The 25392-nt window shown below is 70.2% G+C and carries 18 protein-coding genes; 3 read left to right on the top strand and 15 right to left on the bottom strand.

Annotated features, from left to right (window positions below; translation table 11 throughout):
* Position 1: 1 nt before the first annotated feature.
* The 15 genes from tssE to phnD (QFZ47_RS15280) form a co-directional block, all read right to left on the bottom strand.
* Positions 2-517: a type VI secretion system baseplate subunit TssE gene (gene tssE / locus QFZ47_RS15350; RefSeq protein ID WP_307656445.1), complete on the bottom strand. Its 516-nt coding sequence runs from the start codon at positions 515-517 to the stop codon at positions 2-4.
* A gap of 2 nt (positions 518-519) precedes the next feature.
* Positions 520-1356 carry a type VI secretion system accessory protein TagJ gene (locus tag QFZ47_RS15345; RefSeq protein ID WP_307656444.1) on the bottom strand — a complete coding sequence of 279 codons (837 nt, stop codon included), beginning with the start codon at positions 1354-1356 and terminating at the stop codon, positions 520-522.
* A gap of 1 nt (position 1357) precedes the next feature.
* On the bottom strand, positions 1358-1915 hold the full coding sequence (locus QFZ47_RS15340) for a type VI secretion system tube protein Hcp (protein ID WP_307656443.1): 558 nt from the start codon (positions 1913-1915) through the stop codon (positions 1358-1360).
* 34 nt (positions 1916-1949) lie between these two features.
* Positions 1950-3926 carry a caspase family protein gene (locus QFZ47_RS15335; RefSeq protein WP_307656442.1) on the bottom strand — a complete coding sequence of 659 codons (1977 nt, stop codon included), beginning with the start codon at positions 3924-3926 and terminating at the stop codon, positions 1950-1952.
* A gap of 125 nt (positions 3927-4051) precedes the next feature.
* Entirely contained in the window at positions 4052-5227 is a 1176-nt protein-coding gene (locus QFZ47_RS15330; protein WP_307656441.1) for a hypothetical protein, read from the bottom strand.
* Between the two features lie 28 nt (positions 5228-5255).
* Positions 5256-5972, bottom strand: a complete 717-nt coding sequence (locus QFZ47_RS15325) for a hypothetical protein (RefSeq protein WP_307656440.1) — start codon at positions 5970-5972, stop codon at positions 5256-5258.
* A 137-nt stretch (positions 5973-6109) separates the two neighbouring features.
* A complete protein-coding gene (gene mltA / locus QFZ47_RS15320; protein ID WP_307656439.1) occupies positions 6110-7720 on the bottom strand; it encodes a murein transglycosylase A in 1611 nt (536 codons plus the stop codon).
* A gap of 54 nt (positions 7721-7774) precedes the next feature.
* Positions 7775-9694 (bottom strand): serine/threonine-protein kinase, encoded by a 1920-nt coding sequence (locus QFZ47_RS15315; protein WP_307656438.1) that lies wholly within the window; start codon positions 9692-9694, stop codon positions 7775-7777.
* A 646-nt stretch (positions 9695-10340) separates the two neighbouring features.
* Positions 10341-10970, bottom strand: coding sequence for a type VI secretion system-associated protein TagF (gene tagF, locus QFZ47_RS15310; protein WP_307656437.1), 630 nt, complete (start codon positions 10968-10970; stop codon positions 10341-10343).
* Complete coding sequence (gene tssM / locus QFZ47_RS15305; protein ID WP_307656436.1) at positions 10967-14566, bottom strand: type VI secretion system membrane subunit TssM; 3600 nt, start codon at positions 14564-14566, stop codon at positions 10967-10969. Before tssM ends, tagF begins: the two co-directional genes overlap by 4 nt.
* Complete coding sequence (locus QFZ47_RS15300) at positions 14563-15894, bottom strand: DotU family type VI secretion system protein (protein ID WP_307656435.1); 1332 nt, start codon at positions 15892-15894, stop codon at positions 14563-14565. Before QFZ47_RS15300 ends, tssM begins: the two co-directional genes overlap by 4 nt.
* Before the next feature lie 32 nt (positions 15895-15926).
* On the bottom strand, positions 15927-17258 hold the full coding sequence (gene tssK / locus QFZ47_RS15295) for a type VI secretion system baseplate subunit TssK (protein WP_307656434.1): 1332 nt from the start codon (positions 17256-17258) through the stop codon (positions 15927-15929).
* A gap of 150 nt (positions 17259-17408) precedes the next feature.
* Positions 17409-17714, bottom strand: a complete 306-nt coding sequence (locus QFZ47_RS15290) for a hypothetical protein (protein ID WP_307656433.1) — start codon at positions 17712-17714, stop codon at positions 17409-17411.
* A gap of 217 nt (positions 17715-17931) precedes the next feature.
* Entirely contained in the window at positions 17932-18975 is a 1044-nt protein-coding gene (gene phnD / locus QFZ47_RS15285; RefSeq protein WP_307656432.1) for a phosphate/phosphite/phosphonate ABC transporter substrate-binding protein, read from the bottom strand.
* A gap of 14 nt (positions 18976-18989) precedes the next feature.
* Positions 18990-20000: a phosphate/phosphite/phosphonate ABC transporter substrate-binding protein gene (gene phnD, locus QFZ47_RS15280; protein WP_307658949.1), complete on the bottom strand. Its 1011-nt coding sequence runs from the start codon at positions 19998-20000 to the stop codon at positions 18990-18992.
* Between the two features lie 264 nt (positions 20001-20264).
* Here phnD (QFZ47_RS15280) and QFZ47_RS15275 point away from each other — a divergent pair, with 264 nt between their 5' ends.
* The 3 genes from QFZ47_RS15275 to QFZ47_RS15265 all read left to right on the top strand — a co-directional run bounded on the left by QFZ47_RS15275 (position 20265) and on the right by QFZ47_RS15265 (position 25385).
* Positions 20265-22154: an ATP-binding response regulator gene (locus tag QFZ47_RS15275; RefSeq protein ID WP_307656431.1), complete on the top strand. Its 1890-nt coding sequence runs from the start codon at positions 20265-20267 to the stop codon at positions 22152-22154.
* Between the two features lie 241 nt (positions 22155-22395).
* The gene (locus QFZ47_RS15270; RefSeq protein ID WP_307656430.1) at positions 22396-23379 is read left to right on the top strand and encodes an ABC transporter substrate binding protein; all 984 of its coding nucleotides are present in this window, start codon (positions 22396-22398) and stop codon (positions 23377-23379) included.
* On the top strand, positions 23376-25385 hold the full coding sequence (locus tag QFZ47_RS15265) for an ATP-binding response regulator (protein WP_307656429.1): 2010 nt from the start codon (positions 23376-23378) through the stop codon (positions 25383-25385). The genes QFZ47_RS15270 and QFZ47_RS15265 overlap by 4 nt, the downstream gene beginning before the upstream one ends.
* The last annotated feature ends 7 nt before the right edge of the window (positions 25386-25392 follow it).

Raw genomic sequence — 25392 nt, 5'->3', positions numbered from 1 at the left:
CTTACCTTGGGTTTTGCGCCATGTCCACGATCTCGATGCGTCCTTCTTCCAGGTCTACACGGCTTCGCATCAGGAACTCGAGGGGCACGGGCTGCGCCCACAGCATGCCGCGGATCTGCAGGCCGATGCTGTTGTGCGAGTCGAGTGCCGAGCCTTCCATGACGAGTTCAACTTCGAGAGTGCGGGACAAAATGCGCGGCTCGAACTGCAGGATTGCGTTCTTCAAAGCCTGTTCCATGCTGACACGCTGCACCGACGAGGTGAACTGGCCAGACAGCATAGGCAATCCGTAGTTGATGACCGAGCGCGCGGCGTTCGGGTATTGCTTGTCGTCCATGGCAAGCCCGAAGCCGGTGGCGTTGAAGAGCCAGCTCAGGTCGCGCAGCACAGCCGAGCGCAGTGCCTGCTTGGTGAGCGTGCGCTTCTCGTCGCTCTCGCGCTTTTCGGTGGGCGCGTTGTCGACCAGTCGGTCGAGCAGCGACGGCTGCAGGCGTTCCTGGGCGGTGAGTTCGGCCACGTTCAACCGCCTGCGTCGCCGGGGCCGTCCTGCGGTGCGGCAGAGGCGGCCGGCGTGAAGAGGATCTCTCGCACATCCATGAGCGCGTACTCGCCGGCGTCGCTGCCGAGCACGCGCTGGCCGCAGCCGGCCCAGACCTCGGGGCGCAGTTCGCGCCACTCGGTCTTGCGCGCGAGAAGCAGCTCGCCGTCTTCGCTCTTCTCGGTACCTTCGTAGCGGGTGGGAATGAGCGCCAGCGTTTCGCCGCCGTTCTCGAACTGCAGGTGCGCGGGCATCCAGACGCAGTCGCGCAGGTCCTCGGGCGGCTCGATCTTGATGTGCGCGAGCCGGGCGTAGGGAATCCAGTAGTACTTGCCGTTGACGAAGGCTTCGAGCACGGGGCCCAGGCGCATGTCGGCATCGGCCAGCCATTCGAAGGGCGCGCCGTCGATGGTGCCGGCGATGGCGGGTGCGCCGTCGAAGGCCCGCTGGCGAAGGTCTTCGGCGAGCTCGCTCTCGCCTCGGCCCTGGCGCAGCAGCGATTCGATGAGCAGCGCCAGCCATTCGTCGGGCTGGCCGAAGACCATGGGCGTTCGCGTGCCGGCAAACACCTCGGCGCGCAGGCCTTCGCAGCGCACGGCGTCGCCGTACACCTGCTTCATGGGAACGGCGAGCGCATCGAGCTCGGCCGCGACGGTGAGCTGGTTGAGCGCGCGTTCCCACTGGCCCAGCACGCACAGCAGCTGCGCCATGAAGACGCGGTGCCTGCTGTCGGCGGGCTTGGCGCGCACCTCGTCGCTCAGGGCCTTGAGCGCGGCGACGGGGTCGGCGGACTTGAGGAGTTCGGCGGAGCTGGCCATGTCAGTTCCCCGCAAAGGTGCAGGTGCGAACGGCACCCCGTGCGCCCGTCTGCTGCTGCGGCGCCGAACGGATCTCCAGCTTCGTGTAGTCGAAGAAGATCAGGTCGCAGGGCCGCTTGGGCGTGCCGCCGGTGACGATGGCGTGGCAGTTCACGCGCGCGCCTTCAAGCACGAATTCGAGGTGCGACTGCTGGTCCTTGGAACTGTCGCCACCGGCCTTGAAGACCGAGATGGTCACCTTCAGGTCGCTGTCCTGGTTCTTCAGCAGGCTGGCGATGGAGGCCGTGGCCGCATCGCAGTCGCGGATCACGATGAAGGCGTGGTTGCGCAGCTTGCCCTTGCTGGAGCCGGGCGGAATGACGACGTCGGACTTGTACGAATAGCCGCCGATGTCCATGCGCTGCTTGCCGTCTTCGTACGTGCGCTTGGACTCTCCTTCGATCGGCGAGCCCTTGCTCTCGATCATCATCGCGAAGTCGTTACCCGATTCGCCCGACAGATAGTCGAGCAGGCGCAGGGCCTCGTCGGGGTCCAGTTTTCCATCGTAGGTCCAGCTCATGTCGATCTCCTGAGAAAAATCCGGTTGTCTGTCGTTACCTGGCGGACGAAGCGTCGCCCGCCCAATGAACCATCGCGGCAAAGGTCTGCCGCTCGCTGTCTTGCTGCAGGGCGCCGCGCACCCGCACTTGGGACACCGCATCGGCCGCGCCCGCGCCGAACAGGCGCGGCGCGCTGTAGGGCACGGCGGGCGCGGCCAGCACCAGCAGCCGGCCGCCTTCGGCGTTGAACCAGGGCAGCTCGAAGCGCTTGGCGGAGGGCGCGTCGCGCGTGCCGCGCTTGAAGCGGTTGCTCTCGCCCGAGTCCTCGGGGTAGACCTGGCGCGCGCCGCCCTGCGGGTCGATGCCGACGACGACGAGGTCCACCGAGCGCCCGGTGGTGTTGCGCACGTTGAGCACGGCGCGTTCGCCGCTGTGCAGCGGCAGCAGCCGGGCGCCGGCCTGCCGGGCCGGGCCGCTGCGCACCAGGCGATCGCCGTTCCACACTTCGAATACCGCGTCGAAACCGTCGAACTGCGCATCCCTGGCGATGGTGTAGAGCTGGTTGAGCCACTTGAGCCGGGCCAGCATTTCGAGCTGCCGGCGGGCCGCCGCGGAATCGGCCGGCAAAGGCCTTGCGCCCGCGCCGAGCGAGGGCGAGAGCACTTCGAGCCGGGTGCCGCTCCAGCGCACGTCGGCATCGTCCGCCTCGCCCACCGCGATGACTGAGGCGGGGTATTCGAGACTCAGCCCGGGCGGCAGGCCCTGCTCCGCGCGCACGCGCAGCGCGGCCGCAGCCGGTTCGCGAAGCGGCGTGATGTTCCAGAGCGCGGCGCCGGACAGTTCGCGCAGCGCGGGCGGCACGGCCATGCGCGCCTTGTCGGTGTAGGCCTGCAAGAGCAGGCCCTCGGCGCTGCGCAGCGTGCCGTCTTCCATCGTGGCCAGCACGCGCAGCGGCTGCTGCGCCACCAGGCCATCGAGCTGGCCGGCCTGCAGCACCAGCGTGTCGCCGGAGCGCTGCGCGCGCCAGACCGGGCGCGTCGAAACCGGCTGCGCGCGGTTGGCAAAAATCGGCGCATCGAGATTGCCCTCGGCCACCGGCGATGGCAGCTCGCGCGTGGGAAAGCGTTGCGCGAGTTCGTCGATCACCGGCGGATAGATGGCCAGCACGCCGTCGAACAGGTCGCGCCAGGTGGCGGGCTTGCGCGAAAGCGCCTCCACCACGGCCCAGGTCAGCAGGCCCTGCGGGCGTGCACTGCGGCTCTTGCGCGGCAGGCGCAGCTCGGGCGTGATCTGGTGGCTCTCGGAGGCGAAGAGCGCGACATAGCGCGCGCGCGGCACCGGCTCGGCCGCGGCCGGCCGCGCCATGGCGACGCTCGCCGCCGGGCCGGGCGCACCGACCAGCTGGCCGGTGCGCAGGCCGCGCCAGCGCACCTCGTCGTCGGCCGGCCCTTCGGCAACCAGCGGACTGTCGGCCGTGCTGCTGCGGGTCATCGAGTTCGCCGAGCAGGTGTCGAAGACGGAGGCGACGAACACGTTGCGCGCCAGGAAGGCCTGGATCCAGGCATCGAAATCGGCATCGCGCAGGTCGCCCGTGAGCGCGTTGTCGCTGCCGAGCGTGCCGCGCACATCGCGTGCGAGAAAGTTTTCCGACAGGCCGTCGGGCTCCTGGTAGCGCTTGCCGCTGTCGCGCAGGCGGGTGCCGTGGCCCGAGAAGTAGAGCAGCACGAAGTCGCCGCTTCTCGATTGCGCGAGCAGCCGGCCGAGCGCACCGTGGATGGCCTGCGCTTCGGGCAGCAGTGCGCCGCTCACGCCGTCGGCGAGCACGGTGATGTCGGCGGCTGCGAAACCCTGCTTCTGCAGTGCGTCGCGCATCAGCATCACGTCGTTGCGCGGCGCCTGCAGCCACAGCGCCTGCGGCTGGTTGACGAGTTCGGAGACGCCGACGAGCAGGGCGCGAGGGGTGGCGAAGGCGGCGCTGCCGAAGACAAGCAGCGCCAGCGACAGCAGCAGCCGCAAACAACGAGATCGCATGGCTCCTTCCCCCTCCGGGGGAAGGCTGGGATGGGGGCAGGCAGAGCGCCCGGTGGATATGCCGCTTGCCCCCACCCCTGCCCTCCCCCGGAAGGGGAGGGAGAAAGACAGGGGCAGGGCGTGCCTCATGGCCGCTCCGAGGCCGGCCCGGCCGATTCCACCAGCGGCGATGCCGCGAGCACCGCAAGGCCGCCCACCGGATCAGCCGCGCGCAGCCGCCAGACGCCGTTCGCACCCGGCCCGCCGACCACCTCGGCCGGCATCGTGCGCAGCAGGCGGTCGGCCTCGTCCACTCGCACGCCATCCTTCCAGCGCACGACCAGGTTGGCCTGCGTTGCAACGGGTGCAGCGGGCACGGTGCGGAAGCGCACATCGTCTTCTTCCGCGCCGCGGCCGCCGAGCAGGCCGGCGTTCTGCACCACCGCGAACAGCGCCAGCACCGCGAACGCGGGACGCATCCATCCGCCGGAACCGAACCAGCGCCGGATGCTGCCCCACCAGCCGCCCTCGGGCCGCGCTTGCGGCCGGGCGCGCGGGAAGGCAGGTACGGCCGACGCTGCGCCGGGGGACTGCACCTGCGCCGGGCTCAATTGCAGACCGGCGGCGCGGTACAGCGCCTGGTAGTCCGCGCGCGGATCCTGCGCACCGAGCGGCGTGCCCGACAGCACCGGGAACACACCGCCCACGGTGCGCAGCGCGATGCGTCCGGGTTCGGGTGCGATGGACAGCGGCACCTGCGCGGCCCACTCGTCGTGCACCGCGCGGATCGCGGCCAGCCGCGTGGCCGAGACCTCGCCGAGCACGCGCGCGCACAGCTGCGGGCTCGGTTCGAGCGTGAGCACGTTCCAGGCCTGCACCAAGCCGAACGCCGGCTCGAAGGGTTCGTCATCGGGCTCGAGCAGCACGTCGAAAGGGCCGGCCCAGTCGGCCTCGCCCGCGGCCATCCAGCCCTGCCACAGATTGCCGTGGATGCAGCGGTCGAGCAGCACGCCGAGCAATCGGCCTTCGTGCACCACGCTCACGAGGCGGCCCGGCGCCCAGCGCGCGGTGAAAGCGCGCCGGGCAACAGCCTCGCGGCGCCGCGCCAATTCGGTCAGAGGAAGCAGCAGATCGAGCACGGCGCGCGGCGGTTCGGGCGCGGCGCTCTGCGCCGTGTGGGATGCCGCGCCCGGCATCGCCACGGCGGCCGCGCCGGCTTCATGGCCGGGCACGCCGGACACGCCGGGCATTGCGGGCGCGGCGGCCGCGGCCTGGAGCGCACTTCGGATCACGCTGAGCGGGGGCCAGAGTTCGGTGTTCATGGCGGTCTGTTCCTGAATGGCTATGTCTTCAGGCATAAGACGCTTCAGCACCGAGGATTTTGAAGACCTGCAGGATCGCCGCCATGTTGTCGGGCGCTATCGCAATGCCCAGCGTCTGCTGGATCCAGCCGCCGAGCCGGGTCCTGGCGTAGTCGGCAGTGAGGGCCTCGCGCTTGTGCACCAGGCCCAGGCGGCCCGCGCGGTAGTGGTAGGAGGCAATGGCGTGGCGCGAGGCAATGCCCGAGAGGCCGCCCTCGGCCTCCCTGCCGAAGCCCTCGCACAGCAGGATGCGCTCGGGCTCGGGCAGATCGGCGATGAAGGCGCGCGCGGCCAGCTGCACCGCGTTGGCGCTCAGTCCGTGCTCCGCGAGGCAGCCGTCGAGATCTTCACCGGCGCCCAGCGCATCTTCGAGCTGCGCTTCGCTGACCTGGTCGCCGATCGAGAGCTTGCGGCGGAATGCGCTGGCGCGCGTGCAGTCGATCAGGTAGCGGCGGAAGTACGCGCACAGCGCAAAGGCGCTGGACGGCGCGCTGTGGCCCGCGCGCTCGTCGGCCTCGTCGGGATCGGCATCGAGCCGCAGTACCTTCACGTAGATGAACTGCGCTACCAGCTCCTGCCGGCCCTCGCCCAGCACCTGGAGCTCGGGCGGATTGCAGGCCACGAGCGCATCGCCCACGATGCGGTACATGGTGCCCATGTCGTCGGGAGACAGCGTCTGCCGGCGCCGCCAGAGGCGGACGAGCACACTGCTTTCCGCAGACGAGAGCGTTTCTTGCATGGGTCAGCGGCCGCCGCCGGGCCGCCCCAAGGCGGGCCGCGCCTCCCCCTCGGGGGGTGGAGTTACAGGAGCGCAGCGAGTGAAAAGCCGGGGGGCAGACATGACTAGTCGTCCACGCACACGCCTTCGGTCGGTACCAGGCACTGCGGCAGGCCGGCGCCCGCCGGGCCGCCGCGGGTGCGGATGGCCGACGACACCGCTGCGGTGGCCACGGCCAGGCCGCGCGGCAGCAATATCCAGAGCTGGCCGCGCTCCTTCATGCGGCGCGCATTGTTCGCGGCCTGCTGGCCGTTGCCGAAGAAATAGTCGGCCCGCACCGCGCCGCGGATCGCGCCGCCGGTGTCCTGCGCAATGGTCAGCCGCTGCATCGGCGCGCCGGTGCCGGGCGCGCGGGTCGACACGAACACCGGGTAGCCGAGCGGCGTGCTGCGCGGGTCCACCGCGATCGAGCGGCCCGCCGACAGCGGCACGCCGAACGCGCCCACCGGCCCGCCCGAGGGCGAAGTCGACTCCTTGAAGAACACGTAGCTCGGGTCCTTGATGCCCGAGCCGATCACCGGTCCGGCCGTGCGCCGCCCCGGCACCAGCACCGCGCCGGTGGCCGTGGGCTGCGCGAGCGTGAAGCCGCGCGTGCGGATGGTGCCGGTCGCGGGGCTGCCGGCGTCGTCGTCCTCGTCGCCGTCGTCCAACTGCAGTTCGATGGACGAGCCGCGGACCTTGACCGGGGTGCGCGGCTTGCCGTTGGCCGCTTGCGCCAGCGTGGGGCGGAAGGGCTGGCCGTTCTGCTCGGCATAGGCCACGCGGATGATGTCGCCGTTGGCCAGCTTGATGCGGCCCGAACCCTGGATCTGCATTTCGTAGAGCGCCGTGGCACTGCTCACGAAAGCCAGCACCTTGGCATTGGGCGCGCCCTTGGTTTCGATTTCTTCGCGCGTGTAGTAGGGCAAGAGCTGCTTGCCTTCGATGCGCAGGCGCACCTTGCGGTCGAGCGTGTCGCGCGTGATGGCCGAGAGGTCCAGCGCATAGAGCCCCGGCGCGCCCATGTCGCGCGTGCTGAGACCGGTCTGCACCACCACGTTGCGGCCCTCCACCCGCGCCGCCACCGCGCCGCTGCCGGCCGGCAGCTTGCGCGCATCGGCAAACAGCATGTCCTCGGGCTGGCCGTAGACCGGATAGATGAACGGCGCCGCGTACTGCCGGCTGCCCGGGATCTCGGGTTCGAAGTAGCCGGTGACCACGCCGTCGGGCTTGCGGTCGTCGTCGCGGATCTGGTAGGCCGAGAACTCCTGCTCGAAGAAGGCGCGGATCGCGCTGTTGTTCTTGCTGTCGATCCTGAGGGCCCGCGCGCACACCTCCTTCCACTCGGCGCCGCGGCCGGTGAGCACCTTGCAGCTGCCGAGGAAGGCCGGCCAGCTCTCGGAGAAATCGTCGCGCGCCCATCCGGGCACGGCATCGAAGCTGACCGAGGTGTAGGTGGCCAGCTGGGTCGAGAAGGTGCGCGCCTGGCCGGCCGTGCTCGAGCCGGCCGGGCGTGGCGGCGGCGGCGTCGTCGTCGAGCTGGCGGCCGCCGCGCTGGCCGTCGTGTCCGAAGCGGCGGCGCCGGCGCCGGTGGCCGGCGGCGTGTTGGCGCAGCCCGCTGCAAGCACGGCGGCCGCTGCTGCTGCTGCTGCCCAGTGCAGGCCGGAAATGAAAATCGGCGACTGTGTGGTGTTCATGAAAGCCTCCTTGTCCGGAAAGAACGGCCCATCGGGCCAACGCTCTGCAGACGATTACTTCTCGACGATTTTGAAATTCGCGACGCCGTAGACGTCGTTGCACGGGGTGTTGGGCGCACAGACCGGCTTGCCCAGCAAGGGAGACGGACCTGCTGCGCCGCGGCTGGCTTCGAGCGCCGCCAGCACGGGCAGCGGAAATTGCGGAAACACGCCGTCGTTCTGCACGCCAGAGGCGCTGAAGTCGCGCTCGTGCTGGCTCACGAGCACCGCGAACTGGTTGGTGCCGGCCGGCCCGCCCGCATCCATCGGCCACGAGGCGCGCGGCAGCGAGAGCGGGCTGCCGGCGGTGATCTTGTTGTACTTGTCGAGCAGGTTCGGGAACAGCAGGAACATCTCGCCGCCGCTGGACAGCAGGAACACGTAGACGAAACCCTCGCGCTTGCTGCGGACCTCGAAGGCGAGCTTGTCCTTGCCGATCGACACTTCGGCCTTCTTCGGCACGGCCGTCACGTCGAACCCCGGCGCCGCACCCGCCGCGAGCGACTGCAGCGATTCGAGCGGCGTGCGGGGTGCCGGAGGTGGTGGTGGAGGTGGCGGCGGTGCCTGGACCACGCGCGGCTCGGGCGGCGGCGGCGGTGCGACGGCGACCTGCTTGCCACTGTTGTCCCCTTCCGCGCCCGCGCTGCGGCCCTGGTACCACCACCAGCCGCCACCGGCCACGGCGGCGAGCACGGCCACCGAGGCGATCGCGGCCACGGCCTTGCCGTTGTTGTTGTTGTTCTTTCCGCCCGCACCCACGCCTGGAGCGGGTGCCGGCGCGGGCGCCTTGCCGCGGCCGATCGTCGTCGGCAGGTCGGCATTGCCAGTGCTGCGCGCGCCCGAGCCTGCGGGCGTGGTGCGCGGCGGCGGCGCGATGCTGTGGCCCACCTCCAGGTCGAGCGCGGCGCGGAACTCGGCCATCGACTGCGGCCGCGACTCGGGCCGCACGCCCAGGCCCGCGTCGATCGCCTGCAGCAAACGCAGGCTGTAGCGCTGGCGCAGGATCTCGTTGCCCCCGAGCGGCACGTAGCTGTCGGACAAGAGCCGCGCCACCGAAGGCGGCGGCGCGCGTCCGCACACGGCCACGTGCATCACCGCCGCGAGCGCATAGACGTCGGTCCAGGCGCCCTGCGACATGTCGGGCATCTCGGCGTACTGCTCGATGGGCGCGTAGCCCGGCTTGAGGATGACGGTGATCGCCTGCGTCTTGTCGGTGATCACGCGGCGCGCGGCGCCGAAGTCGAGCACCACCGGCCGGCCTGAGCCTTCGAGCAGGATGATGTTGTCGGGCGCGATGTCGCGGTGGTAGCAGTTGGCGCCGTGCATCACCGCCAGCGCCTGCGTCACGCCGTCCATGATGCGGATCAGCCAGGCCTCGTCCACCCCCGCGGGAATGGAGACCAGCGCCTGGCGCAGCGTGTCGCCGCGGTAGAACGGCATCACCATGTAGGTGGTGCCGCGCTCCTGCCAGAAGCGGTAGACCTTCAGCAGCGAGGGATGGTCGAACTGCGCGAGCAGGCGGGCTTCGTTGATGAAGCTGCGCATGCCGAGGTCGAAGGTTTCGCGGTGGCGCTCCGACAGGGGGACCACTGTTCCGTCCTGCTGCCTTGTGGACAGCGAGGTCGGCAGGTATTCCTTGATGGCGACCACGCGTTCGAGCGTGTGGTCCCAGGCTTCGTAGACGACGCCGAAGCCGCCCTGGCCTACGACCCGGGTGATTTCGAATTCTGCTAGGTGGCTGCCTACGGGGAGGAGGCCGGCCTCGTTGGTTTCTGCAGCGGCGGCTACAGGCGCGTTGGACAGGCTTGTCGAGCCGGATGTGATAACGGTGGCGGAGGTGTCGGCTTCGTCGTTGATCGGCTGCTGCGCAGGTCTCGACATGACTTGCGTGCGGTCGTCGTCTGGTGGGTTTTTGGGTTTTTGAGCTTCGGTCATTGGCTGGCTCCCGTTTGAACGCATACGGGTGCTTGCTTCCCGAGGCCGGGTCTCGCCCCGGCGGGCGACCTACTTTTCTTTGCTTCGCCAAAGAAACGTAGGCAAAAGAAAGGCGACCCCACTGTCTGCGACCCCTTCGCTGCGCTATGGGGCAACCTGCGGTGCTCGCGTTTCGCGGGGTCCGCAGAACTCGCTTCGCTCAAACAGCTGCGGCCCTGATCCGCGAAACGCTCCGCTCCTCGGCGCATACAGAGGGGAGGGCAAACCACACGGGCCTTTGCTGCGCTCGGCCACCAAGCCACCGCAGGCGCGCAGCGCCTGCGGTGGTTGGTATTGGCTGTTGGTATTGAGTTGGGCTGTTGGGGTTGGCCCCGGCCGAGCGAAGCGATGGCCCGTCGGCTCCCACCCCTTCTGTATGCGCCGAGGAGCGCAGATGGAGGCGGGATCAGGGCCGCAGCTGTTTGAGCGAAGCGAGTTCTGCGGACCCCCGCCGGAGTCGAGCACCGCAGGTTGCCCGTAGCGCAGCGGAGGGACGCAGACAGTAGGGTCGCCTTTCTTTTGCCTACTTTTCTTTGGCGAAGCAAAGAAAAGTAGCTCGCCCGCCGGGGCGAGACCCGGCCTCGGAACACAAAAGAACGCAGGAAATTCATTCCCCGCCCCCCAAAAACAAAGCCTCGAACTGCCCATCCAAAGGCAGCCCCACAACAACCATCCGAGTCCCCCCCTCAGCGCCCGGATCGCCAAGCCATAGAGACTCCCCCGCCCCAGGCAAGGCGAGCGACGCCACAGCCCCCTCACGCGGTGCGAGGTCATTCGCATCAAAGAGTCTCTGCAGCACCGCATCGAACCGCAGCGCATCCAGATCCCCCTCAAGCCCTTCGAGCGCAGCCCGCGTCCCCTGCCCCCACCACCGCAGCGCCTGCTGCAGCGCCTCACCCTGCAGCAGCATCTCGCCCGAGGCAGCATCGATCTCCACCGCCAGCGTGAACGGAAAGTACCGCCCCACCCCATCGACCGACGGCATCAGCACGCCGATCCAGGCGCCCTCCCCCGCAACCTGCGGCCCGAGCGCAAAGCACCAGACCGGCGCTTCGAGGTAGTGCGCCGTCCAGTCCGCATGCCGATCGCGCAGCCGCGCCAAGCCGCGCTGCAGCCACGGGTCCCACACGGAACGAAACGACTCGGGCAAGCGCCGGTGCGCGAAGTCGCCCATGCCCGGCAGCTTGCCGAACCATCCGGGTAATGCAGAAGAAGAAAAAGCAGCGACGTCGCTCACAGCCCCTCCGGACAGGAGAACTCGCGCAGCTCCTTCAGGCGGATCGGATGCTGCACGCTGTTCGTGGTCACTTCGAAGCGCGTCTTGCGGGCGCCGATCTGGAAGATGATGAAGAACTTCTCGGGCGCATCGCCGGCTTCGAGCTGGCCGTCGTCGAGCGCGCGGAACAGCGCCCATGGCCCATCGACCGCAGAGCCCGAACTGCCGGTGGCCGACGGCGGGCTCACCTGGATGCGCACCTGGTTGCTGCCCTTGGGGCCGGGCCACTGCACGGCCATGGGCACCACGGGGCCGTGCGCGTATTTCACGAGCTGTCCGTCCACGTCGAGAATGAATTGCGTGATGCCCGCATCCATTTCCACCGGCTTGAAGTCCAGCCGCATCGACGGCCCGCGGCCGCCGCCGCGAAAGAAGATGTCCTTGATGCGCGCGGCCCGCTCGAACTGCGCCAGCGCCTGCGTGGTGACGGCACCGCGTTCGGCCACGGGCTTGTAGCGCCACGGCTTGGTGCTGGTGTCGACCAGCGCGGCCAGCCGCTTCTGGAAGAACTCGTCCATCAGGCCGCCGGCGCCGAACATCTGGCCGAAGTCCTCGGGCAGCACGTCGCGCTTGCTGCTGCCCACGAAGGGATAGCGGCCCGCGATGGCGCGGTTGCAGAAATCGGTCACGGGGCGCAGGTCCTGGCTCAGGTTGCCGCGCTCGGCCACCTGGGCCTGCGCCGCGCCCGACTGGCTCAGGTTCTCGACCATGGTGCGCACCGGCTCGGGCAGGCGGCCCGCGTCGGACTTGAGCTTGCCGGCCACGTCGCCCGGCGGCGGCGAGGTGCGGCCCTTCACGGCCGTGTCGACGGCGTTGAGGTACACGTAGACCTCGTTGAAGAGCTTGAGCGCATCGTCGATGGGCGCGGGCTGGTTGGGCCCGGCGGCGGTGACGAGGCGGCGCAGCGGCTCGAAGCGGTCGTCCACGATGCTCTCGATGCGCTTGCCGGCGGCCACGGCCTTGTTCGGATCGCCGCCGAACAGGTCTTCCAGGCCCTTGCGGGTGCTCGCGACGGTGGCGGTGGCCTTGCTCACCACGTCCTTGGGCTGGTCGGCCGGAATGAGCGTGGTTTCCTTCACCACCGCGCGCAGGAAGTTCGCAAGCGGCGAACCCACGCCCGAGAGAATGCGCGCGGCCTCGATGTTCTTCTCGAGCCCGCTGGCGCGGATCAGCCGCACGTCGGCCAGCAGCGCCTCCCAGACCTTGACGTATTCCGCCAGGTAGAGCCGGCGCACGCGGTCGGTCAGCGCGCCGAGCGCCGCCACGTCGCGCATGCGGTCGGCGGCGCTGCGGTCCTGCCCGAGCACCCAGGGGTCTTCCTGCGCGAGCAGGCCGGTGAGCACCGTGACCTCGTTCTGGAAGCGCTTGTGGTAGCCGTCGTAGGTGAACATGCCGGGCACGCCTTCGGTCAGCGGCTTGCCGCTGATGCGCTCGAACACCAGCGGGGCCGAGGGGCCGGCCGCGGTGGCGATGCTGAAGCCCGGAATGTCCTTGGTGGCGCGCTGGCGCTTCAAGCGGCTGAACACGCGCTGCTCCAGCGGATAGCTCGCGAGCACGGCGCGCACGCTGCGCACCAGGTTCTCGTCCATCTTGAGCGGCGAGCGCGGCGGGCCTTGGGCAATGAGCACGTCGAGCTGGTCTTCGAGCGCCTGGCGCTGGTCCTCGGGAATGCCGCGGTCCAGGCTGCGCGCCCAGTCGAGCGTGATCCAGGCCTTGAGCGCCTCGGCATCGAAGTGCTCGGGCTGGTAGAGCATCAAATAGCTCTTGAGCGCTTCGTAGGTGTACTCGAGGTTGTCCTTCTGCGCGGTGCGCAGCTGGTCTTCGATGCGCTTGGCGATCTGCGGCAGGAAGGCATCGTTGAGCGCGCGCTGGTGCGTGAGCATGGCGGCGGCGTCGAGCTTGTCGCCTTGGTAGAGGCCGAGCGTCATCGACAGCGGCTCGTCGCCCTGGCGGTTGTCGGGCGTCTTCCAGATGTCGCGCAGGCCCTGCAGCACGGGCGCCACTTCGACCAGGTTCTGCACCCGCGACGGCAGCGCCGCAAGGGTCTGGCGCGCGGGCTCGACGCGCGCCTCGACCGACTTCAAATAATTGACGTTCTGCAGCGTGCTGTAGCCCCAGCCCGCAAGCAATGCGAGCGTGACCAGCGTCATGGCCGCCACCCCCGCCATGCGCAGCGTGTGACGCCGGCGCTCCAGCTTCACGTTGGCGCCCGCCAGGCGCTGCTCGGGGAACACCACCTCGCGCAGCAGCGCGGTGAGAAAGTAGCTGCGGCCGCTCGACTTCTGCGGCGCGAGCATGGCGCGCTCGATGCCGAAGCTGCGCGAAAGGCTGCCCATCACGCGGTCGATCGGGCTGCCTTCCTGCGTGCCGCTGGTGAAGTACACGCCGCGCACCCACGGCGGCTGCGCGAAGCGCGAGCCGGTGAAGACCTGGTCGAGCAGGTCGGACAGCATCGAGCCGATGGAGCCGAACTGCGCCGGAAAGCCGAAGATCGCCGCGCGCCGCGTGCCGTCGGTCTCGCGCTGCATGCGCGCGATGAGCCCGTCGTTGACGCGGTTGTGCAGCAGCGCGAACTCGCGGTGGAAGGCGGTGGACAGCCCCTTCTCGTCGGCCTGCACGTTCTCGTCGGCTGCGAGCGTGAAGCCGAATACCTGAGCGCGCTGTTCCTTGCCGAGATCGTCGAAGTAGTCGGTGAAGCCATAGAGCAGATCGCTCTTGGTGACGAGCACGTACACCGGCAGCCGCGTGGTGAGCTTCGCATCGAGCTCGAGCAGCCGCGCGCGAATCGATGCGGCCAGTTGCGTGCGCTGCTCGGGCCCATGGCTCAGCAGGTCGGCCACGCTCACCGTGAGGAACACGCCGTTGAGCGGCCGGCGCGGGCGCGCCTTCTTGAGCAGGCCCAGGAAGCCTTCCCATGCGCTCTTGTCTTCCGACTGGTGACTGTCCTGCGTGGTGTAGCGGCCGGCGGTGTCGATGAGCACGGCCTCGTCGGTGAACCACCAGTCGCAGTTGCGCGTGCCGCCCACGCCGCGGATCGCGCCGGGGCCGAACTTCTCGGCCAGCGGGAACGACAGGCCCGAGTTGACCAGCGCCGTGGTCTTGCCCGCGCCCGGCGCGCCGATGAACACGTACCACGGCAGGTCGTACAGGTAGCTGCCGCCGGAAATGGAGAGCCAGTCGCGCCAGCCGGGCTTCTTGCCCGCGGCATGCAGGCGCATCTGCTTGAGCGTGGCCACGGCTTCGCTGAAACGCGTGTCGAGGATCTTCTGCTCGCCATTGACCGGGGCGTCGGTCTTGACGGTTGGCGCCTTCATGAGGCCGTCGGTCAGGTGCTGGCTCGCGCGGCGCGCGCGCCAGCGGCGGTAGAGCGCGCGCAGCACCACGATGAGCACGATGGCGCCGATCAGCAGCGCGCGCGTGAGCTCGCTTTCGAGCGGCACCCACGCGCCGATCTTCACCAGCGGGCCGATCCACCAGATCAAGAGCGCGACGATGACCAGCGCCAGCAGGGTCAGCAGCAGGGGGCTGAACAGGAAGCCGAAGAATTTCTTGATCATTTCGTCACTCCCGCCGCAGCAACGCGGTCCGGCTCGGACAGCAGCACGATGTCCACGCGCCGGTTGCGCGCGCGGTTGGCCGGCGTGTCGTTGGCGGCCACGGGCTCGGCGTCGGCCTTGCCATCGGAACGCATGCGCGCCGGATCGACCAGCGTGGTGAGCGCGCCCTTCACCGCATCGGCGCGCGCGGCCGACAGGTGCCAGTTGGAGGGATAGCGCAGCGAGCGGATCGGCTGGTTGTCGGAGTGGCCGGTGATCAGCACCTCGCCCTTCACCTCGGCCAGCGCCTGGCCGATGCGGCGCAGCACCGGCAGCGATGCGGCCATCGGCTCGGCGCTGCCGGAGCCGAAGAAGGAATCGCCGCGCAGCCGCACCACGCTGCGGTCGGCCTCGTCGGTCACGGTGACCAGGCCCTGCTTGATCTCGGGTTCGAGAAAGCGCGCGAGCCGCGGCGACTTGGCCGGCACGGCGGGCGGCGCGATCTGGATGTTGGGCACGCGCAGGCCCGACACGGCGGCATAGGTGGTGTCGGAGCGGTAGTTGAGCGTGAGCCGCAGGCCGAACCAGGCCAGCGCGAGCAGCAGCGCGAAGCCGGCCGCGAACACCCACAGCGGCAACGATTCGCGCAGCCGCACCGTGCCCGCGCCCTGCCCGCGCCAATGCGGCGACAGCTCGGCCTCGAGCGGCGGGCGGTCCTTGGCGATCAGGTCGGCCAGGCGCTGGCGGACCGAATCGAGCTGCGCGCGGCCGTTGTCGACCACGCGGTAGCGGCCTTCGAAGCCGAGCGCGAGCACGCTGTAGATCAGCTCCAGCAGCTGGCGGTGCGTGGGCACGTCCTGCGCGAGCTTGGCGAGCAGCTGGAACACTTTCTCGCCGCCCCAGGTCTCGTTGTGGAACTGCACCAGCAGGCTCTGCTTGTTCCAGCCGGCCTGCACGCCCCAGGGCGTGTTGGCCACGGCCTCGTCGAGAGAGGTGCAGAGGACGTAGCGCGCGGCCAGCACCGATTCGTTGGGGATGCCGGCGCGGCGCGCGGCGGCGTCGAACTGGTTCACCGCATCGGCCGTGGAGGCGCGCAGGGCCGACACGTTGGGCGGCTGCGCGAGATTGCGCAGCTTGCCGATCAGCACCAGCAGCTTGCCGGCGGCCGAGACCAGCGGATTGAGCAAGCCGATCTCGCCGACCTCCACGGCGGGCGTCGGATCGGCGCCGCCGAAGAAGGCCGCCGGCGCCGCAGCAGGCGGCGGCATGCCGGCCGGCGTGCGCGGCTTGGGCTTGATGACCGTGCGCTCCGACTCGAAGGCGGCGAAGGGATCGGGAGGTGTGCTCATGATGGTGTTCCGTTTCCGTCAGCCCGATGCGGCTAGGAACGAATGGCCCAGAACGCGAGGTCGAGGCCGGGAAAGTCGCCCGCGATATGCATCGCGATGCCGCCCGATTGCTCCAGCTGGCGCCACAGGTCGCTGTTGCGCGTTTCGAGCTCGAAGTAGTTGGCGCCCGTGTGAAACGGAATCTGGCGCGGTGCCACCGGCATCGGCGTGAGCGTGACGCCCGGCAGCGCCAGGTTGACCAGGTCGCGGATGCGTTCGACCGGGCCGATCTTGACCTGTGTCGGGAAGCGCGCGCGCAGCGCCTCGCTCGGCATGCTCGCATTCACCGCGAGCACGAAGGTCGCCTTGCGCTGCAGTTCCACGTCCGTCACCATCGCCACGCGCACGCCATGCTTGCGGTCGTGCAGCTCGATGCGGATGGCCGACTGCTCCAGCACCATCGAGAGGCTGCGCCGCAGGTCGTCCATCAGCGGGCGGAAGCTCAGCGCCAGGTCGTCGTGGATATAGGGGCCGAAGCGCGCCACGCGGCGCGAATCGCGAAAGCTCGCGAGGTCGCCGGCCAGCCCGAGCGCATGCTCGAAGAAATGCTGCGGATGCAGCATCGCGCTCTTGGCCAGGTGCGCAAAGACGGCTTCGTTGCGGTTGACGGTCTGCAGCAGCATGAAGTCGGCGATCTCGGCCACGCCGCCGGTGCCGCCCTGCGTCATGCGGCCGGCCAGCGCCTCGCCGCGCTGGCGCAGCAGGCCCAGCAACTCGTCGAGCCAGGAGCGGATCGCGCCGTGGCCCGCCACGTCGAGCAGCGGCGGCAGCATCGCGCGGTCGAGCTGCACCTGGTTGTCGACGCGGCGCTCGACCACGCGGGCCACGCCCATGGTGGTCCAGGCATCGGTCGCTTCGCTGGCGCGCATCAGGCGCGTGTGGAGCCGGCCCAGCTGCAGCACGGCGGTGCGCTCGCCGGCGGTGTTGGAGTCCGGCACCTCGGATTCGAGCACGCGGTGGCGCACCAGCTCCTCGTATTCTTCGGCGTCGGCCTCGCGGGCGCCGGCGCGGCGCAGCGGCAGCGCCAGCACCACGGCCTCGTCGCGCATGGAAGAAGGAATGTCGATGGGCTCGGGCAGCGGATCGACCGCCGGCATGTCGAACACCGTGCCGTCGCCGAAGATGCCCACCGCGCGCACCAGCGCGAGCTTGCCCAGCGTGAGCGCGGCCTGATCGATCTCGATCTCCGCGAAACCCCAGGCATAGGGCGTGGTGGAACGCAGCAGCACATGCCTCGCATGGTCGGCATGACGCTCGCTTTGCTGCAGGTGCTGGGGCTGCAGCAGCATCCCCTCGCTCCAGACCACTTTTGTTCGCCAACTCATCCGCACTCCGTCAACGGCAAGGGCTGCCTGAAAGAAACACGAAGTTTCCGGCGCGCGCCGCGGCGGGCAAATCCGCCTAACGGCCTAGATGCGGGGTTTTGGAGCTACGGCGAAGGGAGTAGATGCGTGGCTGGCACCTCTCGGCGGAAGCTACAGGCCGTAGATCGCGACGATGGCCCAGAAGGTCAGCCAAAGGGCTCCCGCGCCCAGTGCAAGCATCGCGGCGACGAACGCCACGAAGTACCCGATGCGGCGCGAAAGTTCGGGCGCTGCCGGAACGCACCTCGCGTAGATCAAGGCGGCCCACAGCACAAGCGCAAGTGCTCCGGCCGCCACGACGCTCCCCGACATCGCCAGGATCCGATGCTGGTCCAGGAAGCGCAGGCCGACGCTGAGCAAGGGCATTGCCAAGGTCCAGGCCAGCATGTTCAGCGGCAGCCGCCATCGCGCGCTCATCGGATCGCCTCGCCCTTGTAGTAATGCCCCGGCATGGGGCTCTCCCAACCCGTCATGCGCAACCGAATTCGCGTTCGTCGACGTGGCATGTTCTCCCTCGGATGACCAGTTGCCCTGGCAGGCCCGGCAGATGATATCGACTCGGATATGCGCTGCCGCTTCGACAGGGGCCTTCACTTTCAGTGCTCGGCCGGCTCAGCGCCTTGGCCGCAAATGGTCAGCGTGGGGTGCCAGTTCCGGCGCGCAATGCCTCGACCTGTTCCCGGTAGTTCTTCTCGATGCGCTGCAGGCGCTTCTCGCGCGCGGCGTCGTTGACCCAGGCGGCGGCCATGGCGCTCTGCTGGCCGAGCTGGTATTCGAGCATGGCCTCGGACAGCAGCGCGCTGTCGTCGGCGGGGGCATAGCCGTAGGCTGCGCGCAGTGTCTTCAGCACCTCGCGCTCGGCATCTGCGCGCGCGCCCTTGCCCTGGCCGTAGCCCACCAGGAAGGCCTGCAGCCGGGCCTGGAATTCGGACGGGTAGCTGCGCCGCACCACCATCTGCGCGCCGGGCGGCGGCTCGGACTCCCAGACGATGTGCAGCCGCGCGGCCTCCACCGGGAACTGTTCCCTGAAGCGCTCGAAGTCGGTGGTGTTGTTGGTGGCCACGTCGGCATCGCCGTTGGCCACGGCGAGCGCGGTGGCCTGGTGGGTGCCGATGATCTCGCCGCGAAAGCGCGTTTCCATCGCGATCTTTCGCGGCAGGAAAAGCTGGCTCTGCGGAATGAGGAAGCCGGTCACGGAGCGGCTGTCGCCGCGCGCCAGCCGCCAGCGCTCGGGCTCGGCGAGCACGGCCTCCAGCGTGCTGGGCACGCCGGCCTTGCGCGTCAGCAGCACGGCGCGGTGCGTGGGCATGCCGGGCCGGCGCGCGATCTGCGCCACCACCTTCATGCGCCGCTGCATCACGGCATCGAGCGCCATCTTGGCCGAGAGAAAGGCCATGTCGATCTCGTCGCGCTGGATGGCGCGGTCGAGTTCCTCGTACGACGCCACCGAGTAGGCGCTCACGGGCACACCCATGGCCTGGCTCATGTCGGCCAGCAGCGGCGTCCACAAGGCGCGCGATTCGACGGTACCACCCAGCGGCAGCACGCCGAAGCGGATCGACTTGACCGGCGGCGAGGCGCCTTTGTCGGCCATGCCGGCACTGCCCTGGGCCAGGCAAGCCGCGGCAATGGCCGCGAGTGCAAGCACCATGGCCAAGGAACGCAGGAGGCGCGACATGGCCGGCTCCTCTGTCAGGGAGACTGGTCGCGCAGCACGGCGGCCTGTTCCGCGTACCCGTTTTCGATGCGCGAGAGCCGCGCCTGCCGCGCCGCATCGTTGACCCACTGCGCGCTCATGGCGTTCTGTTTGGCCAGCTGATAGGCCAGCTTGGCGGCGGGCTGCAGCGAGCTGTTGTCCGCCGCCACGAAGCCGGCCAGGTCATGCAGCGACTTGAGCACCAGGCGCTCCGCATCGCCCCTGGGCCCCTTCGCGCGCCCATAGCCGACCAGGAAGGCCTGCACGCGGCTGCGCAGCTCGGGCGGATATTCGCGCCGCACCACGATCTGCGCATGCGGAATGAGCTCCGACTCCCACAGCACCTGCAGCCGCTCGGCCTCGGCCGGAAAACGCTGCTTGAAGCGCTCGAAGTCGGCCGTGTTGTTGGTGGCCACGTCGGCTTCGTTGTTGGCCACGGCCAGCGCGGTGGTCTGGTGGGTTCCGACGATCTCGCCCTGGAAGCGCGTCTCCATCGCGATGTGGTTGGGCAGGAACAGCTGCAGCTGCGGCACGATGAAGCCCGACAGCGACTGCCGCTCGCCGCGCGCGAGGCGCCAGCGTTCCGGCTCCGCGAGCAGGCTCTTCATGCTGTTGAATGGCGGCGCCTTGCGCGCCAGCAGCAGCGCGCGGTAGCCGGGCAGGCCGTCGTGCCGCACCACCTGGGCCACGACCTTCATGCGCCGCTGGGTGACGGCGTCGAGTGCCATCTTGCCGGACAGGAAGGCCATGTCGACTTCGCCGCGCTGGATGGCCTGCTCGAGCGCTTCGTACGAGTTGACCGACAGCACGCTCACGGGCCTGGCGATGGCGCGGCTGAGTTCGGCCAGCAGCGGGTCCCAGTCGCTGCGCGACTCGAAGGCGCCGCCCAGCGGCAGGATGCCGAAGCGCACCGGCGCATCCGGCTGCGGCGCAGGCTGGGCAAGAGCCATGAACGGCAGGCCGGCAAGCAGCGCCAGGATGGCGGTTGCGGCGCCGCGGCGCACCATGCCTGCCATGGCGGCAGCGCGCCCGAACTTCGGGCAAAAGGAAGCGTGGAAGGCGCGGGAAGCACCGGAAGCCTTCCGGGCGCGGCATGGGGAGGCCTGCATTTTTGGAACACGAAGACATGGGGCCGCTGCGGACCAGCGGGTCTAACATGGGCAACGCGACGCAATTAGATACCAAACACAAGTTATTTTCGTGATGTTTTTCTCATCTTTCGCTCGCACGGCCGCCTCCCCAAGCTCGACTTTCATGCGCCCAATGCCCTCATGAACTGGAACTTCCGCGTCCTCCGGGGGCTTGCGCGCCTCACCTTCGCCCAGCAGCTGATCCTGCTGGCCCTGGTGCCGGCCACCGCGGCCACGCTGGCGGCCATTGCCGTGCTGACGCGCCAGCACCTGGGCAACCTGACCGATCTGATGCGCGCCAATGCGCAGACGGTGGCGCTGCAGGTGGCCAACGCGGCGCAGGCGCCGCTGGTGCGCATGGACCGCCGCATGCTGCAGCGCACCGCCCAGTCGGGCACCTACCAGCCGCATGTGCAGCAGGTGCAGATCTGGTCGGAGGACGGCGAGATCGTCGCCAATTCCGAGACCGTCGACCGCGCGCGCGGCGAAGGCCTGCAGGTGGTGGTGCCGATCGTCAGCGACGAGGGCAGGCACAACGGCAAGGTGATGGTGGAAATGAGCCTGGACGCGGTGCAGGACGCGCGGCGCTCGGTGTGGCTCAACGTGGTGCTGGTGCTGGCGATCAGCCTGGTGGGCGTGGGCCTGGCGGGCTGGTGGGCGGCGCGGCGCATCAGCGAGCCGATCCGCGCGCTCGGCAAGGCCGTGGACCGGCTGGGCGCGGGCGAGGCCGCGAGCGTGGCGATCGAAGGCACCTCCGAGATCCGGCACCTGCAGCACGGCTTCAACCAGGCGGCGCGCGCGCTGGCCGAGAGCCACCGCCTGCTGCAAAGCCGCATCAGCGAGGCCACCGCCGAACTCGCGCGCAAGAACCAGCAGCTCGAAGTGGCCAGCCAGGCCAAGACGCGCCTCTTGGCCGCGGCCAGCCACGACCTGCGCCAGCCGCTGCATGCGCTCACGCTCTTTTCCGACGGGCTGGCCAATGGCGAAACCGACCCGGTGCGCCTGCAGCGCATCGGCCACATCCGCGAGTGCGTCGACTCGCTCGACCGGCTGTTCTCGGAACTGCTCAATCTCTCGCAGCTCGACGCCGGCGTGCTGCAGCCGCAGTGGGCCGACTTTCCGCTGGACCGGCTGTTCGACGAGATCAGCCGCAACTTCCGCCCGGTGGCCGAACAGCAGGGCCTGCGCCTGGTCGCGCGCAAGACCGAGCTCTGGGTGCGCTGCGACTACGTGATGCTCTCGCGCATCCTCAACAACCTGGTGTCGAACTCGCTGCGCCACACCCTCGAGGGCGGCGTGCTGATCGGCGCGCGGCGGCGCGGCAAGGGCGTTCGCATCGACGTGGTCGACACCGGCGTGGGCATCGCGCCGCAGCACCAGGCGCGCGTGTTCGAGGAGTTCTACCAAGTGGAGTCCACCAGCCGCCAAGCACCGCGCGGCGCGCGCGGCATGGGCCTCGGGCTGGCCACGGTGCAGCGCCTGGCGGAGCTGCTCAACACGCGCGTCGATCTCACGTCCAGGCCGCACAAGGGCACCTGCGTGCGCGTGCTCGTGCGCTCGGCACCGGCCGCGCTGCCGGCGCCGAGCGCCGCGCCCCCCGCCGGCGGCGCCGAGGAAGAGGCGAGCCTGGAGAACCTGCGCATCCTGGTGATCGACGACGAGCGCACCATCCTCGAAGGCCTGACGGTGGTGCTCACCCACTGGGGCGCCGAAGTGCTGGCCGCGCAGACGCGCGCCGAGGCGCTGGCGCTGGCCGACGCCTGGGAGCAGCCGCCGGACGTGGTGGTGAGCGACCTGCTGCTGCAGGGCGGCGACAACGGCCTGGACGTGATCGCCGCGCTCGAGCGCCATCCGCGCGGCATCGGGCCGGGCACGGCGCGCCTGCTGGTCACGGGCGAGACCAAGCCCGACCGCCTGCGCGAAGTGGCGAGCGCCGGCATCGCGGTGCTCTACAAGCCCGTGTCGCCGCGCGTGCTGCGCCAGGCGATCCAGGCGCAGCGCGCCGCGGCGCTGGCGAACCTCGACGCCTGACAAGGGTAGTGCGTCGGACATAGGCCAAGCGGCTGCCGCACTGTGATCTTCCTCACAGCGGCACGGGGTTGCGGGCATCGACATAAGCCCTCCGCCTTATCGCGCGAAGCAGGAGGCTTCCGTACATTGGGTGCTGCACTTGCTGCGGAAGCAGCCCATGTTTGTTGCCGTGAACCCTCTCATCCCGCTCCTCCGGAAACGGCGACGCCAAGGCGCCTGCGCCGCGCTGGCTCTTCTTTGCATGGCGCAGCCCGCCGCCGGCGCCTCGGCGGCCGAGCTCACGGTGCTGGTGGGCGACGAACTCCCGGCGCACGCCGAGTTCGTGCAGCATCTGCGCGCGGGCCAGGAGCCGGGCAGCCGCTTCGAACTGGTGCGGCTGGCGCCGGCCGCCGGCACCGACGCCGCCCTGCCGGTGGAAACAACGGCCCGCACCGACACCGAGCCCGAGCGCAACGCCATTGCCGGCGTGCGCACGCGCAGCCTGCGCGCAGCGCCCGCGGACGCCGCGCTCACGCTGGCCGTCGGCGCGCCGGCCGCGCGCGCCGCGCTGGAGCGCCCGGGCCAGCAGCCGCTGGTGCTCGCGATGCTGAGCCGGCTCGACTACGAGAGCCTTCGCGCCAGCAGCCCGGCGCTCAGGCGCGGCGACCGGCGCGTGGGCGTGCTGCTGCGCGACCCGGCGATGGCGGACCAGCTCGCGCTGATCGGCGCGGTGCTGCCGCAGAAGCACCGCGTCGGCGTGGTCGCCACGCTCGAATCCGAGCCGCTGGTGCGCGAGCTGCAGCGCGCCGCGCAGAACGGCAATCCGCCCTGGGACATCCAGGTCGAGTACGCGCCCGATGCCAGGTCGCTGGCCGGCGCGCTGCGCGCGGTGGTGCCGCGCAGCGACGCCCTGCTGGTGCTGCCCGACCTGATCGGCGACAACCAGGCCGCCACGCTCTCGGTGCTGCGCGCCGGTGCGGGCGCGGGCCTGCCGGTGTTCGGCGCCAGCGAGGGGCTGGTGCGCTCGGGCGGCCTGGCCGCGGCCGTCTCCACCCCGGCGCAGCTGGCCCGGCAGGCGCACCTGCTCGGACAGAAGCTCACGAACGGCGCGGGCGGCAGCGGCAGTCCGCTGGTGGAATCGGCCGCGCCCGCGACCGTGCGGGTCAACATCACCGTGGCGCGCGGACTCGGCCTGCGCCTGCCCGAGGAGCGGGAACTGACCGAGCGGCTCACGGTCACCCGATGAGCGCGAAACTGCCGTCCGAAGGCAGGCGCGCCGATGTATCGCCGCCGCTCCAGCACGCCGCGCCCGCGCCGGTGCCCACGCCCACGCTGCTGGTGCGCGGCAACCTGCAGCGCGACCTGTTCCGGCTCGGCGTGGTGCCATGCGCCGCGGTGGCGCTCGCGCTCACCGGCTGGTTCACCCACAGCCGGCTGCAGACGCTCGAGGCGGCCTTCGATGCCGAAGGCCAGGCGGTGGCGCGCCAGGTGGCGGCCATGTCCGACCTGAGCCTTTATGCCGGCGACCTGCCGGCGCTGCAGAACGTGGCCAATGCCGCGCTGCGCGGCGGCCAGGTGATGCGCGTGGAAATCAGCAACAGCGCCGGCGTCTATGTGACGGCCGGCCCCAAGGCCTCGTCGCTCGCGCAGCTGCGCATGTTCACCTCGCCGGTCACGCTGCGCGAGGCGTCGCGCGCCAGCGCCTTCGCGCCGGCGGGCTCCACCGCCGCCGGTGAGACCCCCATCGGCCTGGTGCAGACCTTCCGCGACACCACGGCCTATGCGCGCGAGCGCAGCCGCTCGCTGATCGCGAGCATCGGCATCGCGCTGGTGGCGCTGCTCGCGGCCTGGGCCTCGGTGCGCCACATGGCGCGCACGGTGGCGCGGCCGCTGCGGCGCATCTCGCGCACCGTGGCCGCGCTCGAGGCCGGGCACTTCGAAGCGCGCTGCGACGTGGCCGAAGGCGACAGCCGCGCGGCCGCCGCGGGCTTGGGCACCGGCCGCGCGCACGAGCTCACGGTGCTCGCGCACGACATCGACCGCCTGGCCGAGCGCCTGCAGCGCAACCGGCAGATCAGCGAGGAGCGCGTGCGCGAAGCCACCGCGGTGGCGCTGCAGCGCATGGCCGAGGCCGAGCAGGCGGCGCTTTCGCGCGCCCGCTTCCTGGCCGCGGCCAGCCACGACCTGCGCCAGCCGCTGCATGCCATGGGCCTGTTCATCGACGGCCTGCTGCCGGGCGCCAGCGCCGCGCAGCGGCCTGCCATGCTGCGGCTGCAGGAGAGCACCGAGTTCATGGGCGTGCTGCTCGACGACCTGCTGGAGATCTCGCGGCTCGATGCCCAGGTGTTGACACCGGCGATCACCAAGGTGCCGCTCGCGGCGCTGTTCGACCAGCTCAATGCGCAGCATGCCGCCACCGCCGCCGAAACGCATGTGCGCCTGCGCTGGAGCGACCGCGGCCTGGCGGTGCGCAGCGATGCGGCGCTGCTGCAGCGCATCGTCGGCAACCTGGTGGCCAATGCACTGCGCCATGCGCCGGCCGGCGGCACCGTGCTGGTGGCCGCGCGCCGCGCCCGCGGAAAGAATGGCGACAGCGTGCGCATCGAGGTGCGCGACAACGGCATCGGCATCGCGCCCATCCACCAGGGCCGGATCTTCGAAGAGTTCTACCAGGTGGCCAACACCGAGCGCGACCGCCGCCGCGGCTTCGGGCTGGGCCTGGCGATCTGCGCGCGCATCGCAGCGCTGCTGGGCACCCGCATCACGCTGCGCTCGGCGCTGCAGGCCGGCAGCACCTTTGCGCTCACCCTGCCCGCGGCCCATGCGGCCGAAGCCGCCGCGCCCGAGCCCGCGCCCCTGGCGCCGACGCCGCTGGCCGGCCTGCACTGCATGGTGGTGGACGACGACCCCGCCATCCTCGACGGCAGCCGCGCGCTGCTGGAGCAGTGGGGCTGCCAGGTCGAATGCGTGGCCACCGGCGCCGAGGCCATCGCGAGGCTGGGCACGGGCGATGTGCATTTCGACGCGGTGCTGTGCGACCTGCAGCTGGCCGGCGACGCCGACGGCATGGACGTGATCGATGCCGCCCGGCGCCTGCAGCCCGACGCGCTCGCGGTGCTGGTCTCGGGCGCCACCGGGCCCGAGGTGCTGCAGCGGCTGCGCCATGGCGGCGTGATGCTGCTGACCAAGCCGGTCGCGCCGGCCAAGCTGCGCGCGCTGCTCACCACGCGGCGGCATGCGCACGCGGCCTGAATGGCAC

The organism is Variovorax paradoxus (genome assembly GCF_030815975.1).
Lineage (GTDB): Bacteria > Pseudomonadota > Gammaproteobacteria > Burkholderiales > Burkholderiaceae_C > Variovorax > Variovorax paradoxus_N.
The sequence above is the reverse complement of the archived record's forward strand: the minus strand, read 5'-3'. Positions and strand labels throughout refer to the sequence as shown.